The following is a 14,852-nucleotide window of genomic DNA, read 5'->3' on the forward strand; positions in this document are numbered from 1 at the left end:
AGCTCCCATCACTGTCTTACGGTGCGATCTATCTTGTTAAGCCCATTAGTTCTTAGCAATTTTAGCGTCCAGACCGCTAATCGCTTACGTCAGTCCTGCAGGGCCCAGTCCGCGACCTGCCAACGCATCTCCCCACGATCGGCGACAATACGGCCAAGGCCAGGGAAAGGCATGTGCGTGGCAGCGATGAGCGCACCCTCTGACGCGGCTAGCGGATAGAAGCGATCACGCATGGCTTTCGCAGCAGCACGGTCCTGTTCAAACAGGAAAAACACATCGGTCGCGGCCGGATGCACAACGGGAAAAATCATGTCCGAAACCATGATCATGCTCTTCCCGCCATCTTCGACCCGAACGCCGATATGACCGGGTGTGTGGCCGGTCAGGTCGACGATCGAAACACCCCTCATGATTTCGCGCTCTCCGTCGATCGCCTGGAGCCTCGGGTATAGCCGCACGACCTCCTCCGCCATCCTGAAGCTCGTCTGCAGGTAATCAGGTGAACCGTTACGCTTGGCTGGATCGGTCCAGTGGGCAACGTCGCGACGATCGATATAAAGATCGGCGCCGGGGTAGTTGTTCTTGCCCCCCAGAACAAGCCCGCCCATGTGGTCTTGGTGCATATGCGTTACGATGACCGCGTCGATCTGCTCGGGTTGCAGTCCAAGCGCGGCGAGTGCCTGTGGCAACTGTCCCGTTTGCCCGATCGAACCTGCCGCACCGGCATCGATCAGGATCCGGCGCTCGCCATCCTCGATGAGATATTGGTTGAAGAGGAACCGGACCCCACTTGGCCGGGCGGTAAACTGTGCGGTTGCCGCTCTCTCGACCTCGGGCGCCGAGCGTCCCGGAAAGTAGTCATACGGCATGTCGGCATAGCCGTCCGTCAGCGCCGTAACAGTAAACCTGCCGATGCGGATCTGCGCGAACGGGTTCACCGCAACAGGCGCCTTGGCAGCGACCTGCGTCGCCGCACGGGCGGGGGAGCCGCCGAGCAGGCCTGGACCGAGGAGGCTTCCACCGATGAGGCCGAGAGGCAGGGCGCCAGCGAAAGCGCGACGTGAAAGTTGGGGCATAACATCTTTCTCCGTATCAGCAGCACGGTGGGACCTATGGCGACGCAAAGGCTATGACATCCATAAACAACTGGGTATCTTGGTATTGTGGAAACATTCTTCTCATTTAATGGAAGGCTTCGATGGATCGTTTTGACGCGATGGCGGTGCTATTGGTCGTGGTCGATGCCGGCAGTCTATCTGCCGGGGCACGGCGGCTGAATGCGCCGCTGGCCACGGTCAGCCGCAAGGTGGCCGATCTTGAAAGGCATCTTGGCGTTCGCTTGGTCTTGCGCACCCGCCGCGGCCTTGCCTTAACGGATGAGGGACGCGCCTTTATCGCCGCGTCACGTCACATTCTCGAGGAACTGGACGCGGCGGAACGGCAGGCCAGCGGCGATTATGGAGCGCTGCGTGGCGGGCTGCACGTGACCGCGCCGATTGCCTTCGGCGAGCGCCATCTGCTGCCGATTGTGCTCGAATTCCTCAAGGAACAACCCGATATCAGCATGCGGCTGACTCTCACTGATCGGCAGCTAAGTCTGACGGATGAGCACGTCGACGTAGCCCTACGGATCGGACACCTGCCGGACAGCGCGATTATTGCAACACGGGTTGGTACCGTCCGCCGGGTGATCTGCGCCAGCCCCGACTATCTCGCCCGCCGAGGAGTACCTCGTCAGCCGGAAGACCTCGCCTCGCATGATGGCATAAGCTTTCAGGGGTTCGCGACCGCCCCGGAGTGGCGATACCGCCGGGACGGCGCGGCCTTCGCCGTCGAACCACGCCTCAAACTCGCGGTCAACACGACAGAGGCTGCCATTCAGGCTGCGCTGGCCGGCATCGGCATTATTCGCGTGCTTTCTTACCAGATCAACGAACATTTGCACTCTGGCGCTCTGCAGGAATTGTTGGCGGAGTTCGCACCGGAGCCGCTGCCAGTAAATGTTATTCGCGGACCAGCCGATCCGCTGTCGCTGAAGGTGCGGCGCTTCCTTGACTGGATCGGCCCGCGCCTGCGCGCGCGGATGTCATTTTAGCGTTCCACCTATTAGACGCGCCTCCGTCAATGGCGGTCCGGCTCACTGGTAGTCGATCGTCCTGCATTGACGATCGCTTGCCCGTGCGGATCGGAAAGGACATCCGCCACCGGCGAGTTAACTTACGCGTTGGTGCACAGGCGACGTCACGCCGCAGCCGGGCCGATGCCTGCTCGCCGGCAGTCCGATGATTTGCCTTTATGGCTGATATGACGGCGCAATGCAGCCGTTGGTTTTGCTCTTCGCGCCGAGCGTGATCACTTGCCAAAGCGTGGTTCAACGCTTCCAGCACGTCATGATCGCGCGGTCATGTCCTGAGCATCCATGGCCACATCGTAGATCCCCTGGCGCCCACGCCCGATCGTTTCTCCGATGCCTTCGTCACCGACGATAAGTGATCTCCCGGACACATTGCCAAGTCGGGAAACTCAGGTCACCCGAAGCTGACTTCAAGCGTGATTGGAACCGCTGCCAATGCTTTCGAAACCGGGCATCCGGCCTTTGCTTTGTTCGCAAGGTCATTGAACGCCGCTTCATCGGTTCCAGGAACCTTGGCGATGAGCTTTAAGTTAATCGCGGTGATGGCAAAGCCACCGTCGACGCTTTCAAGCGTCACCGCGGCGGTCGTATCCAATCTTTCCGCCGTAAGGCCTGCCTCTCCAAGTATCAGAGAAAGTGCCATGGTGAAGCATCCGGCATGGGCCGCACCGATGAGTTCCTCTGGATTTGTTCCAGCGATACCCTCGAAGCGACTTGCAAATCCATATGGGTAGGAATTGAGTGCACCGCTCTTGGTAGAGATAGCACCCTTCCCGTCCTTTAGGCCTCCAGTCCAATGTGCTGAAGCTGTGCGTTCGATTTTCATTTCCGTTTTCCTATCTTTGGTTGGGCTTGCTCTTTAGTTTTGGAAATTGTTGCGATGGGCGGAGGCGAAGGATTTTCATCCAGCAACTTGCGGATAGCCATGATGCCTTTGGCGGCGTCGGACCAGCTTTGCCGCCAAATCAGGAGCCCGACGCCGCAAATTGTGGCAACGATGAAAGCAATCGGCCCAAGGAACCATAAAGCCGCGATGACGGTGAAATAGTAGGAACGAACGCCAACACTGAAAGATCGCAGTGCTGGATTGACGACCAGGGTCAGCGCTTCCGTCCACGCTTCGATGTCGCGTTGTTCCTCCCTTGAGGGGCTCGCACCGATGGCGGCGAGACAATAGTTGATTTGGCGGACGGCCCAGATGAAATCCGACAATCCGCGCAGCAAGGTTGTCATTACGAGTACGACTTTGCATTGAAACAACCAGGTCGGACCGGCATCCGTAAACTTGGCAATGATCCCGGTATCTACGCCAAGATTGGGCTCCATGAACAGCGCGCTGCTCATTCCGACAATGACGATCAGGTTGGCGGATCCAAAAAATGAGGCCGAATTGATGGTATGGCCAAGAATCGCGGCGTCACCGATGAAGTTGTTATCGCGTGTCAGGACTTCGCGCATCCAGGCTTTGCGCACACGTGCCATGTCGAGAAGAAGGCTGTTTGTCCGACGAGGCCAGCCGACCGCCATCATAGGCTCTATTCCGATCCAGGCGATCAGGAAGAAGACGATCGCAATCCAATCCAGATATTCCACGAACTGCCTCCTACATTTCCGAGACAGTAGAAGGTTTGATTGGGTTCTCGTCAACGGATCAGTTGGAATCCCGCGGCGAACGACCGCACATTGCGCTCCGAAACAATCGTGCTGGGTGGTTGGCGACCACCCTTCACTTGACACTTGCGTCGACGGCTTGCGCGCCCAATGCGGTTCTACCTCTTGGCCCAGTACTGCAGGGACGCAGGTATTGGCTGAAGCGGCAGAGAAGATCCGCCCTATCGGATTGAGGTTGTCAGCGAGACTTTCGCCTGCCAGGGGCTCGACGAGCATCAGAACGCCATCCAGCTTCAGGGATTTGGCGACATGGCGAGTGGTTCCGACCGGGTCGCCCATGCCATGGAGCGCGTCGAACATGGTGACGAGATCAAAACCGGAGAGTTGGAAGTCTTGAGCTCTTGCTGTCTGGAACTGCACACTGGCCAATCCCTTGGTATGTTGCTTCGCATGTTCGATTGAATGGGCGTGAAAATCGATGCCGATGAAACGCGAGTTGGGAAACGCTTCTGCCATGATCAGGGTCGACGAGCCAAAGCACAGCCGACATCCGCAACCAAAGCACTGCGCTCAAGCTCTTCCACGACGCACTCAAACGATGGGAGCCAGTTTTTTTCAACGAATTGGCCTTGTAGCCAAGCCAGAAGAAGCGATCTGTGCGACAAAACATGCAGTTGCAGCGATCAGTTCATGAAACACCTCCGCCATAACGAAAGGCGTGGGTAGTTCCCGGCGATCAGTATGTACCGCTTCCAGCGCCATGTATCCGCCGATCATGTTGACTGGGCTCTCATCGATCGCGAAGACCGCCCCTTGTTCGGGGGAGAGCTCAAACCTGGCCGTTGACGTGTCGTAGCCCATGAACCCGGATGCAGCTACTCCTGAACATAACTCATTACCGACATTCGTGATTCCCTAACAGAATGGCTGCTTTTGGTGACCGAAGGCGCTATGCCGCCTCTGACGCTCGGCGTCGATTTTGAACGATGATAGCGACCTCGGACGAGTGGCGTGTGCCCCATTCGCGCAACGGGGCGAGAACTCTGGCTAGGCTGTGGCCAAAGTCAGTCAGCTCGTACTCAACGTGAGGCGGGAGCCGAAGTTGTACCGAGTATGGGGCGACGACAATAGTCTTAATCGGTATCAGGTAGCAACTGACACTGGCCATCCTGCCCCTGGCGGTAATGACTTCAAGAGCTAGCGAAACTTGCTAAACATTTGGCAGATGACTAGCAAAAAGCGACAAGTGGTTACGACCAGAAGCTTTGTCTGAAATGCCGGACATGTGCAACTAGGTCACGGTCCAACTAGCTGTACAGTCAGAAGGGATCTTCACCGCGCAGGTGTCGGGTCGGAGATTGCCCCGACCCACCACTGCACTGTCGGATCCTCACCCTAGTCGCCGGGATCGACATCTTGAGTTTTGATCCTTTATGGGATGGACACCTCAGATTTGAGCGGAACCGCCGTCGACAAAAAGTTCGATACCGTTGACATAGCTACTTTCATCGGATGCCAGGAAAAGCGCACCAGCCGCGATCTCTTCGGGTTGGCCAATACGGCCAACTGTCGTCCGTCCTGCCAAAAATTCCGTGAATGCTTTGTCTTCCTCGGAATTGGTTGCGAGGCCGTGAAGGCCTGGCGTTGAAGTCGCGCCGGGGGTCAGTACATTGATGCGGATTCCGCTGCCCTTGATGTCAAGTATCCAATTGCGAGCGAAGCTCCGGATAGCTGCCTTTGTAGCGGCATACACGCTGAATGACGGCGTGCCTTCGCTAGCGGTCGTCGAACCTGTCAGAACGATGGAGCCGCCAGCGCTCATGAGCGGGAGCGCTTTCTGAACCGTGAAAAGCGTACCCTTTACATTGACGTCGAACGTCTTGGAAAAGTGCGCCTCGGTAATGTCTGGGAGGGCTGCAAATTCACCCGAACCGGCATTAGCGAAAAGGATATCGAGACGCCCTTTCTGCTTTTTGACCAAAGCAAATAGTCGGTCGAGATCGTCCAGTGATGAAACGTCCCCACAGAAACCAATCGCGGTTCCGCCAATTTCCTTTACGGCATTGTCAAGTTCGGCCTGTCGCCTTCCCGTGATAATCACTTCGGCGCCCTCAGCGGCAAACCGCTTCGCCGTCGCCAAGCCAATACCACTGTTACCGCCGGTGATAACGGCAATTTTTCCAGCAAGCTGTCCCATGAACGTTCCTTTTAGCTTACGTTGGCTATGAGGCCATGCGGAGACGTCCGATCGCCCGAGCCAAGGCCCTATCGCCACTCACATGAATGGTATTGGCTAGATGCGTATTGTTCGCCGGATTGATTAGGCTTCTCATCGTGGGATCAGTTTTCACGGGCGTGAAAAATCGATGCGGATTTTTCGATTGGAGGGGTGGCAGTTTCGCTTTTCAGTGGGACTTGGCCTCGTCCACCGGCTGCTGGAGCCGCCATCAGCAAACGATGGCGGCCTCACACGCAGATACTTTTAAATTTCGAGATTCGCGAAGGTTCGGGATAGCCAATCAATGAACACACGGAGCCTGACGCTGACATGCCTATTCGGGGTATATACCAAGTAGTAGGGCCGGACATCCGAGAGCCATTCCTCCAAAATTTGCGATAACTTGCCCTCCTGCAGGTGCTGGCTCACCATGTGAAGAGGTACCTGGATGACGCCAAGGCCTGCCAGCCCGGCGGAAACATATGCTCCACCCTCAGCGACGGCTATACGCTGGTTACACCTGATAACTTCCTTTTGCCCATCCTTAGAGAAGTCGAAAGGAAAGTAGGCCCCAGTATGGGCGTTCATGTAAGCGACCCCTACATGGAACTGTTCCAAATCACGCGGAGTCTGGGGTGTCCCGACCCTCGACAAGTAAGCAGGGGATGCGCACGTGACTATTTTTTGGTCCGCGAGGTGACGGACGATCAAGGAAGGGTCCGTTAGCGCCCCTGCCCGGACAACGCAGTCGATACCGTCACCGATCAAATCTGCCTGGGCATCTGAAATCTTTAACTCGACGACAATGTCGGGATAATCGGAGAGAAACTCGGCAATCGCGGGAATGACGATGGACTGAGCGGTGGCAGAAGCCATCTCGACCCTGATTCTTCCCGAAGGCCTCGACTGCACCGACGAGACGCTGCCATTCAGTTCATCGAAGTCGCTCAAAAGCGGAAGTAGTCGGTTATAATAACGTTCACCATCAGGCGTGACGACTACTCGCCGCGTCGTGCGGTTTAGAAGTTTCATCTTCAGCCCGCTCTCAAGCGTCTGAACGAGTTTGGTGAGGGTCGAGTTCGGAATGTTCATTGTGTGAGCAGCTTTGGTGAAGCTGCCAGATTGTACCACTCGCGCAAACGCTCGCATTGCGAGGAGATTATCCATTAAAGGTCACCGCGATATTTGATCACTGAAAAACGGGGGGAAATCCGTTGTCGCTACAGACCCCTACGTCAACGCGCGTCATTAGTCACTCGCTGGGTTTTCGGCTAGCAACCCGTTCGTTCAGCATGTTCCCCTTAGCGCTCATCTGTCGGGCCCCTTCATGGCCAGTCACTCGACAACGGCGCCCTTTGTCTCGTTCGACTAGCAAGCCAGCCCTCAGGGTCAAGGCTGCTCGCGCATCCCCGGCGTCGCCTCGCGCTGATCAGCATCTATCAGATCAGTTGCAACGATGAATGCGTCGGTGTGCTCGCGCGCGGCTTCCCGTAGCGCCGCGAGATTGGGAATGTCATCTCCCTCGAGAATGTCAAACCCGTGCATCACCTCATGCTCCGCTTGCAGCCAATGTTCATCATGGCGGTTGTCCGGGCTACCCTCGGCTTCCCATATCCGGTAGGCGCGGCGCTTAATTCGCTCGGCAGCTTCTTCCGCTGAGCCGAGCTCTCTTTGTGTAAATTTACCGGACTTCGTTCCGGCACGCGATGTCCGAATACCCTTAGCCATCGAGCTTCTCCTTCTGATGCAGGCCTTCCTAACAATCGTACTTCAGTTAAAGTCGAGCGGATTTCCGAAAAGCACGATTGCATAATGGTCGCGGCTCTCGGTGCCTTCAAATGGCGTCCGCTACGTTACCTATCGACCAGCGTGTTGGTGAGAGATCTTGTGAGATCAATCATCCTTAAGTTGAATTTTCCTCTAGGAGTTGTTAGAACACCTGCGCTTCACCGCAGTTGGGATCGCTCTCGATGCCTGAAAATGACTTGTACAATGCCATTATTTCACATTCTGCAGAGGCCGGAATCTTCACGTGGAATCTCGGCGCAGACTTGGTTTTTGGGGATAGCGCAGTTGCCGAGCTCTTTGGCTTCAGCCTTAGGAGCGCTCTTGAAGGACAGCGAATGGCTTGCTACCTCGACCGTGTTCACCCGGACGACCTGAGTCGGGTAGCGCTTGAAATCCACAATGCAATAACGATGGACGGGGGTTACCGTTGCGAATATCGTGTACGCGGCATTGGGAACGAGTTTCGACCGGTGGCATCTTTCGGACGCTGCTTTCGCACCAACAATCGCGAGCTGACGCAATTTGCTGGCATCGTATATCCCATCGAGCCAACGCCAACCGACGATGACCGACTGGTCAAGGCATGTGTCGGCGCCGCATTGCTGGCGGAGCAGCTAGGGCGAAGCGACGTCGCTTTGAGGCTTTCCGAGGTCATCTTAGCGCTGGATCCACCACCTCCCCCGCCTTCAACGTAAAGCAAAACGTGCTTCCGAGTGGTTTTGCAGGACTTACCCAGATCTTGCCGCCGTGCGCCTCAACGATGGAGCGGCATATGGAAAGCCCTATTCCTAACCCACCTGGCTTGGTGGTGTAAAACGCGTCAAACAACTGGTCTACGTTTGCGACGCCGGGACCATTATCCGTCACCATGATGCGTACGTCGCCGCTGTCGAGCCGATCGGATCGCACTTGGATTCTCCCTGGGGCGAATCCTGAGGCATTGATTGCCTCAACGGCGTTTAACATGAGGTTCAACACGACCTGTTGTAACTGGGGCCTGTCGCCGATAGCCGATGAGGTCGCTGGGTTCAGTACGGCCTCAAGCTGGATTCTGTTTTTTTGTAACTCGCCACGCGTTAGTGCGAGAACATCCTCGATCATGCTGTTTACATCGACGTTCTCCATCACCAGTGGCGATTTACGTGCCAACGCTCGAATGCTTGTGATCACGTCCCCGGCGCGATGACCATCGCGGATAATACGTTCGGCCGCTTGCCGGGCCTCTTCAATGTCGGGCTGGTCGTGGCTGAGCCAACGAATGCATGTCGCCGCGTTGGTGACGATCGCCATCAAGGGCTGGTTCACCTCGTGGGCAATTGACGCGGTCATCTCTCCCAAGGCAGTCAATCGACCTGCGCGAGCGAGAAGTTCCTGTGCCTCCTCAATGCGTTTCAAGTCGTGGATGTCGGTGCTTGTCCCGAACCATTTGAGCGTCGCGCCATGTTCGTCTCTGAGGGGAGCGACCCGAAGGAGAAACGAGCGCGGTTGTCCGTCGTATCGCAAGATCCTGGCTTCAATCTCACCTGCGATTCCAGCCTCGAGGAGATGCTGCCATTTTAAGACCACCTTCTCCCTGTCTTCATGGTGGAACGAGGCCACCCACTCACCTTCGCGCGCAGCTTCCTCAGAGATTCCAGTGTAGTCATGCCACCGCTTGTTGAAAACAGGGTAGCTGCCGTCCGGCTGCGTGTTCCAGACAAGAGCAGGAACCATGTCGTAGGAGACGCGAAGTTCCTCAGCCGCCCTCCGAGCCAGCTCCTGATTGTTCTGGGCGTCACGATAAAGGCCAGCGTTTTCAAGCGAAATCGCTGCTTGCGAAGCAAGCACTCTGAGCACTGCTACCTGGTCGTGAGTGAATAGGTGGGATGACAGACTGTTCTCGAGATAGAGCACGCCAACGAGTTGCTTCTGCCTGATTAAAGGCAGGCAAAGAACAGAAACCGACCCTGCATGTTTGAAGTAGTCATCGGCACTGAATAGGTCCGACTTCGATGCATCGTCTAGGATCACAACATCTTGCGTGTGCGATACAAACTGCAGAATTGCATGCGGTAGAACCACGCTACCCGAGCGCTTGGTCACGACCGAGATCCCTTCCTGCGCCGTTGTTGCCTCTGCAACTGCTTCCAAGCGACCTTCTTCCCGAAGTAGAAGAACGCCCCGCTCGGCGCCAACATGCTCCAGCACCGTTATCATCAACCGTTCAATGAGCCGCTCAAGAACTATCTCGCCGGACACGGCCTGCGCCATGGTCAAGACCGCGGCAACATCCGGTTGCTGGAACTCGGACAAGGCAGCTTCCTCTCGCAGCTCGTCTGCTGTTTTTTCATATCGGAGCCCTAGATCTCGAGCCTTCCCTATCGCTCCCCAGGCCAAGTAGCATGATCGGGCTTTTCGTAAAAACGCTGCTGAACACGTTGCCAAGCCGGCTTTTGCACAAAATTGCCACGCCATCTCGTTTGCAACAGCTTCGTTTTGAATGAAACCATATTGCCTTGCCGAATAAACCGCTTGCTCGTATAAGCTGAGAGCTTCTATCTGCCTACCCTCAAGACGCGCCGTCTCAGCGGCCAAAAGAAGGCTTCGATTGCTAAAGTTTTCCGGGCTGGCCTCCGTGCAGGTGTCAACGTACGTCTTATGAATACGGAGCGCGTCGAGGTGTATCTGTCGTTCCGTCGTCGGGACGTCGTTAGCCACCGCGGCGTGGGTGAGCGCGCTGTAAAAATGATATTCCGCAACCTCGATGAATGATCTAGCGCTCGTGTTCTTGCCCGCTTTTCGTGCGGCGTCCAGCGCGCCATGGTAGTCGCCTTGTAAGAAAAGAACTTGCAGCCGGTGAATCCAATACCAGGCAAGTACGAGCTTCAACCGTTCGCCTGCGGTCAGAAGGTATTGCTCGTAGGATTTCCTATCTGGGAGTTTGAGCGCGTGGTGGGAATCATCTTCCCCGCGAAGGTCTTCAATAAAAAGGAGTTGGCCAACGGCTGCGTCTGCCGCGAGCAGAAATCCCGTCCTTTTCGCGTCCTCCCAAAAGTTTTGCGCCTCGTTTTCCACCGACGAGAGTTCGGTCCCCGAGATCAGCATTTGTGATACCAAGGCTTGAGCGGCAGCGACGCTGAAAACGAGATCAGCGGTCGCTTCTCCGAGTTTGATTGCATTGCGGGAGAATCGCTCCGATAGCGCCATGTGCTGCGTCCACGGGACAACAAAGCACCCGTAGCACGAGTAGACACGTGCTTTGAAACGCGCCATGCCCTCGGTCTCGACAAGTTCCAGACCGAGCTGTCCGAATCTGCCGCCCGATGCGTAATCACCGAACCGAATACCCAGCGGAATAATAACGGAGACGTAGGCATAACATGAAGCGTCACAGTTGCCGTGTCTCAAGCTCAAGGAGACCATCTGTGTATAGATGATGTCCTCTAGGTTTGCATCTGTGAGGATCGCCGGCAAAATAGTGTAGGCGAGCACCTCCATAGCCGCGAGCCATTCCGGGTCGGACATTTTGGGCAATTCCACAAGTTGCTCGATAGGTCGTCCCTGTAAGAGACGATATAGATCATCCACCGCCGCCCGAACCTCACTGTCGGATGGATGCGCAGTCCACTCGATGCCGAAATCCCGCAGGTATTCCAAAGCAACGTCTACGGCCTTCGCCTGGTCACCGAGCGTCAGGTAGAGCGACGACCGCAGGCCGACCACCGCTCCGCGATCTATACGTGTTCGTGCATGACGCGCCAAATCCATCAGATGCTTCTCGGCAACCTCATGCCGGCCCGAAAGATACTCGCACTCAGCACGCTGAAGCTCCAGTTGAAATTTCAGCGAATAGCGCTGCCATCCAGTTTGCCCCACGATAAGCAGACCGGTACGAAGATGCTTTAACGCGGAAAGGTAGGCGGCAGTCGCTTTCGCTCTCTTCCCGGCTTCGAGGCAGACGTAAGCAGCTTCGAAACGAATCTCACTCAAAGCGAATGACCGAATGCCGCGGCTGACCTGGTCGGCGACTTCGAACGCTCTTTGTCGGAGGGTTTCCGGCGAGATCTTCGAAATAAACGCGCTCCCGATCCTGAAATGAGCGGCGTCCCTTTCGTCTTCCGAGACCATGCGATAGGCGGCTTCTTGAACTTTATCGTGCGCGAAGACATACGCGTCGTTGATGCGGAACAAAAGACCCGCACCCACCGCTTCCCAAAGGATCCCCACGACTTGCTGGGTCGAGTTCTCCGTGACAATGCTGAGGATCTCAGCAGTCGCGCTTGTTCCGAGGCAAGCGAGCACCTTGACCATTTCCAACGTCAATGGCGGAAGTTTTGTCAGCTTTTTCACAACCAGGTCGGCGACGTTATCCGTTATCCGCGAAGCCTGTATCCGGCCCTCGTTCCACTGCCAGACGCCGGTCTCCATATCGACGTTGATCAGTCCCTCCGCCTCAATCGCCTCCAAGAAATGCAACACAAAAAAAGCATTCCCTCCGGTTTTGTCTTCGACGACTGTCGCTAGGTAGCTTACTGCGGGTGGGTCTGCTCCAAGCATATCGGCAATCAGTTGTCCAATCGCTACGCGATCAAGAGATGTCAGTCTGATCTCAGTTAGCCCGACAACGCCGACGCACATGGCCTTCCGTGCGGCAACAAACGGATGCTCTGGCGGCACTTCATCATCGCGGTAGGCGCAAATTACGAGTAGATGGCGCAATTCAGTGTCTGTTGTTATCCTCTCAAGAAGTTCAATCGTGGCATGATCCAGCCATTGGACGTCGTCAACGAACAAAGCCAAGGGATGGGTCGAGTGAGCAAAAACTCCAAGGAACCGACGGAACACAAGATGAAAGCGCTCTCCAGCCTCATGTGGCTGCAAAGGCGGCGGCGGAGGCTGTTCGCCAATTATCAACGCAAGCTCAGGAATGAGATTAGTCATGAGTTGCCCGTTCGGGCCGAGGGCATCGAGGAGATCGCCGCGCCAACGAGCCAGCTCGACGTCGCCTAAGCTGAGTATTCGGTGGACCAGCCGTCGGAAAGCTTCGGCGATGGTCGCATACGGGATATCTCGAGTGTATTGGTCGTACTTTCCAGAAGCAAACATGCCCCCGGCGGCCTGAACAGTCTCACGCAGATCATAGACGATCGAAGACTTTCCGACACCTGCCGAACCCGAAATCAGGACTACCTCCGTCCGTCCGGTTGTCGCGACCCGGTCGTATGCCGATTTGATTTCCGCGGACTGTTCGGCGCGGCCATACAGTCCGCCTGGAGCTTTGAGACGGTTCCGCGGCTCTTCGCTCGATACTTCGATCTTCTCTAACCTACCCGTCGCCATCCAAGCATCAAGGCACCGGCGCAGATCCACCTGTAGGCCGACCGCGCTCTGGTAACGGTCGTCAGAGTTCTTCGACAGCAGTTTCTCGACGATTGCCGCTATAACTGGTGGCACCCCATCGACGCGTTGATTGACCGGGATCGGCCGCCTCGCCACGTGAGAATGGATCCATTCCGCAGGGTCGAAAGCCACATAGGGAAGTTCACCCGTCAGCATTTCGTAAAATACGACGCCAAGCGAATAGAGATCGCTGCGGGCGTCGACATTTTTCTTGATCCTGCCAGTCTGTTCCGGTGCGATGTACTGTAGCGTGTCGGGTTTTCCCGCGGATGCGTCGTCCAGATCGAGATCGCCCGTCACCACCGACGCTCGTCCAAAACCCGCCAGCCGAACGCAGTCTGCGTCATCTATCAGAATGTTTTCTGGTCGAATGTCCTTATGGACGATGCCGCGTCCATGTGCTTTTGCGACGGCGGCGGCGACATTGACTGCTGCAGACAAGAACCGTCCGATTTCAAAAGGCTCGCGCAGAAATTTTCGCAGGGGTTGTCCGCCTGCATCGTGAAGGATCAGGAACGGCTTTCCATCGTGAAGTTCGATGCCCAGCGGCTTGGCCGCCCAAGAGGCATCTAACCAGTCGGTGATTGCAAGCTCTCGCTTCAGGAATTGCGTTGCATCTTTTGGGGCTATGCGCGACGTCGGCGTTACCATCAAAACCGAGGTGCCCCCCTCATGCGAGACATAGCGGTAGAGGGCGGAACTTCCGCCCTCGACCAGTGGCTCCAATAATGATTGAGACACAATCATCACGACGCTCCCATCGGCTTCCCACAAGCCGGATCGTGATCAAATCATTTCGCCTGCGCGAAAGCAAAGCCTTTGACAACTGGCAGCAATGCTAGACTTGAGCCACGCCACCGTCCGCAAAAAGCTCGGTGCCCGTAACGAAGCTGCTCTCGTCGGATGCTAGGAAAAGCGCTGCGTTTGCAATTTCCCGAGGCTTTCCCATTCTCCCGAGAGGGACGCCGGCAAGGGTCATACGCATCATCTCGCGCTTCTCCTCCTCGGTCGATCCCAAACCATGGAATCCCGGCGTCGAAGTCGGACCAGGAGAAAGAACGTTAACTCGGATGCCGCGGTGACCAAGATCGACGATCCACCCGCGAGCAAAACTCCGAATTGCCGCCTTTGTTGCAGCGTAGACGCTGAACGCCGGCGTCCCCGTCGACGCTGCCGTCGAACCGGTTAAGATAACGGACGATCCCTCCTTCAGAAGCGGCAACGCCTTCTGAACAGTAAACAGCGTTCCCTTAACGTTCGTGGCAAAGGTTCGATCAAAATGGTCCTCAGTAATATGTCCCAGCGGAGCAAACTCGCCACTGCCCGCGTTCGCAAACAAAACGTCGATATGCCCCGCCTGGGCTTTCACTAATTCGAAGAGACGGTCTATATCTCCAAGGTTGGAGACGTCACCTTGAACTCCGACAGCGTCGCCTCCAACCTCCCCGACGGCCGTATCGAGCTGATCCTGTCTCCTGCCTGTCATAAACACTTTGGCGCCCTCCTCCGCAAATCGCTTCGCGGTGGCGAGCCCAATGCCGCTGTTTGCGCCGGTGACCACGGCGATCTTTCCTTGAAGTCGCATGTCTTTATCCTTTGTGGTGTGGCGGCACGTCCGCCAAAATACGCTCGTCGCGCCTACAGAGCTAATAAGTTGGCGCAAGAGCCTGTGAGTTTCGGTGAGACACAACCTCGCAGCTCTCCGATGGGTCATCGGACCGC

Annotated in this window: 11 protein-coding genes and 2 pseudogenes; 2 read left to right on the forward strand and 11 right to left on the reverse strand. The window is 56.3% G+C overall.

The window, feature by feature from the left end:
- Positions 1-89: 89 nt before the first annotated feature.
- Complete coding sequence (locus ACP7E6_RS22715; protein WP_426231981.1) at positions 90-1,076, reverse strand: MBL fold metallo-hydrolase; 987 nt, start codon at positions 1,074-1,076, stop codon at positions 90-92.
- 122 nt (positions 1,077-1,198) lie between these two features.
- Here ACP7E6_RS22715 and ACP7E6_RS22720 point away from each other — a divergent pair, with 122 nt between their 5' ends.
- The gene (locus ACP7E6_RS22720; RefSeq protein ID WP_426231982.1) at positions 1,199-2,095 is read left to right on the forward strand and encodes a LysR family transcriptional regulator; all 897 of its coding nucleotides are present in this window, start codon (positions 1,199-1,201) and stop codon (positions 2,093-2,095) included.
- A 433-nt stretch (positions 2,096-2,528) separates the two neighbouring features.
- On the opposite strand, the gene ACP7E6_RS22725 is transcribed toward ACP7E6_RS22720, so the two are convergent.
- The 8 genes and pseudogenes from ACP7E6_RS22725 to ACP7E6_RS22760 all read right to left on the reverse strand — a co-directional run bounded on the left by ACP7E6_RS22725 (position 2,529) and on the right by ACP7E6_RS22760 (position 7,691).
- Positions 2,529-2,960, reverse strand: coding sequence for an OsmC family protein (locus ACP7E6_RS22725; protein ID WP_426231983.1), 432 nt, complete (start codon positions 2,958-2,960; stop codon positions 2,529-2,531).
- A gap of 77 nt (positions 2,961-3,037) precedes the next feature.
- A pseudogene (locus ACP7E6_RS22730) lies at positions 3,038-3,718 on the reverse strand (DUF599 domain-containing protein); the annotation flags it as partial.
- A 345-nt stretch (positions 3,719-4,063) separates the two neighbouring features.
- Positions 4,064-4,261, reverse strand: a pseudogene (locus ACP7E6_RS22735) (class I SAM-dependent methyltransferase); the annotation flags it as partial.
- 99 nt (positions 4,262-4,360) lie between these two features.
- On the reverse strand, positions 4,361-4,606 hold the full coding sequence (locus ACP7E6_RS22740) for a hypothetical protein (protein ID WP_426231984.1): 246 nt from the start codon (positions 4,604-4,606) through the stop codon (positions 4,361-4,363).
- A gap of 88 nt (positions 4,607-4,694) precedes the next feature.
- Complete coding sequence (locus ACP7E6_RS22745; RefSeq protein ID WP_426231985.1) at positions 4,695-4,913, reverse strand: winged helix-turn-helix transcriptional regulator; 219 nt, start codon at positions 4,911-4,913, stop codon at positions 4,695-4,697.
- Between the two features lie 279 nt (positions 4,914-5,192).
- The gene (locus ACP7E6_RS22750; protein WP_426231986.1) at positions 5,193-5,942 is read right to left on the reverse strand and encodes an SDR family NAD(P)-dependent oxidoreductase; all 750 of its coding nucleotides are present in this window, start codon (positions 5,940-5,942) and stop codon (positions 5,193-5,195) included.
- Positions 5,943-6,227: 285 nt separating this feature from the next.
- Positions 6,228-7,130 carry a LysR substrate-binding domain-containing protein gene (locus tag ACP7E6_RS22755; protein WP_426231987.1) on the reverse strand — a complete coding sequence of 301 codons (903 nt, stop codon included), beginning with the start codon at positions 7,128-7,130 and terminating at the stop codon, positions 6,228-6,230.
- Between the two features lie 222 nt (positions 7,131-7,352).
- The gene (locus ACP7E6_RS22760) at positions 7,353-7,691 is read right to left on the reverse strand and encodes a DUF2934 domain-containing protein (protein WP_426231988.1); all 339 of its coding nucleotides are present in this window, start codon (positions 7,689-7,691) and stop codon (positions 7,353-7,355) included.
- 242 nt (positions 7,692-7,933) lie between these two features.
- Between ACP7E6_RS22760 and ACP7E6_RS22765 the strand changes: the two genes are divergently transcribed.
- Positions 7,934-8,446, forward strand: a complete 513-nt coding sequence (locus ACP7E6_RS22765) for a PAS domain-containing protein (protein ID WP_426231989.1) — start codon at positions 7,934-7,936, stop codon at positions 8,444-8,446.
- Here the strand turns inward: ACP7E6_RS22765 and ACP7E6_RS22770 are convergent.
- Together ACP7E6_RS22770 and ACP7E6_RS22775 are read right to left on the reverse strand one after the other, a co-directional pair.
- The gene (locus ACP7E6_RS22770; protein ID WP_426231990.1) at positions 8,403-13,877 is read right to left on the reverse strand and encodes an AAA family ATPase; all 5,475 of its coding nucleotides are present in this window, start codon (positions 13,875-13,877) and stop codon (positions 8,403-8,405) included. The two genes, ACP7E6_RS22765 and ACP7E6_RS22770, sit on opposite strands and share 44 nt — an antisense overlap.
- Positions 13,878-13,968: 91 nt before the next feature.
- On the reverse strand, positions 13,969-14,715 hold the full coding sequence (locus tag ACP7E6_RS22775) for an SDR family oxidoreductase (protein ID WP_426231991.1): 747 nt from the start codon (positions 14,713-14,715) through the stop codon (positions 13,969-13,971).
- Positions 14,716-14,852 lie beyond the last annotated feature (137 nt).

Source organism: Pararhizobium sp. DWP3-4, from assembly GCF_049898205.1.
In the GTDB taxonomy this organism is placed as follows: domain Bacteria; phylum Pseudomonadota; class Alphaproteobacteria; order Rhizobiales; family Rhizobiaceae; genus Pararhizobium.

Excerpts from the sequence above, each read along its gene's own strand:
- ACP7E6_RS22715 (WP_426231981.1), bottom strand. The coding sequence starts at position 1,076 with ATGCCCCAACTTTCACGTCGCGCTTTCGCTGGCGCCCTGCCTCTCGGC.
- ACP7E6_RS22720 (WP_426231982.1), top strand. The coding sequence starts at position 1,199 with ATGGATCGTTTTGACGCGATGGCGGTGCTATTGGTCGTGGTCGATGCC.
- ACP7E6_RS22725 (WP_426231983.1), bottom strand. The coding sequence starts at position 2,960 with ATGAAAATCGAACGCACAGCTTCAGCACATTGGACTGGAGGCCTAAAG.
- ACP7E6_RS22740 (WP_426231984.1), bottom strand. The coding sequence starts at position 4,606 with ATGGGCTACGACACGTCAACGGCCAGGTTTGAGCTCTCCCCCGAACAA.
- ACP7E6_RS22745 (WP_426231985.1), bottom strand. The coding sequence starts at position 4,913 with ATGGCCAGTGTCAGTTGCTACCTGATACCGATTAAGACTATTGTCGTC.
- ACP7E6_RS22750 (WP_426231986.1), bottom strand. The coding sequence starts at position 5,942 with ATGGGACAGCTTGCTGGAAAAATTGCCGTTATCACCGGCGGTAACAGT.
- ACP7E6_RS22755 (WP_426231987.1), bottom strand. The coding sequence starts at position 7,130 with ATGGATAATCTCCTCGCAATGCGAGCGTTTGCGCGAGTGGTACAATCT.
- ACP7E6_RS22760 (WP_426231988.1), bottom strand. The coding sequence starts at position 7,691 with ATGGCTAAGGGTATTCGGACATCGCGTGCCGGAACGAAGTCCGGTAAA.
- ACP7E6_RS22765 (WP_426231989.1), top strand. The coding sequence starts at position 7,934 with ATGCCTGAAAATGACTTGTACAATGCCATTATTTCACATTCTGCAGAG.
- ACP7E6_RS22770 (WP_426231990.1), bottom strand. The coding sequence starts at position 13,877 with ATGATTGTGTCTCAATCATTATTGGAGCCACTGGTCGAGGGCGGAAGT.
- ACP7E6_RS22775 (WP_426231991.1), bottom strand. The coding sequence starts at position 14,715 with ATGCGACTTCAAGGAAAGATCGCCGTGGTCACCGGCGCAAACAGCGGC.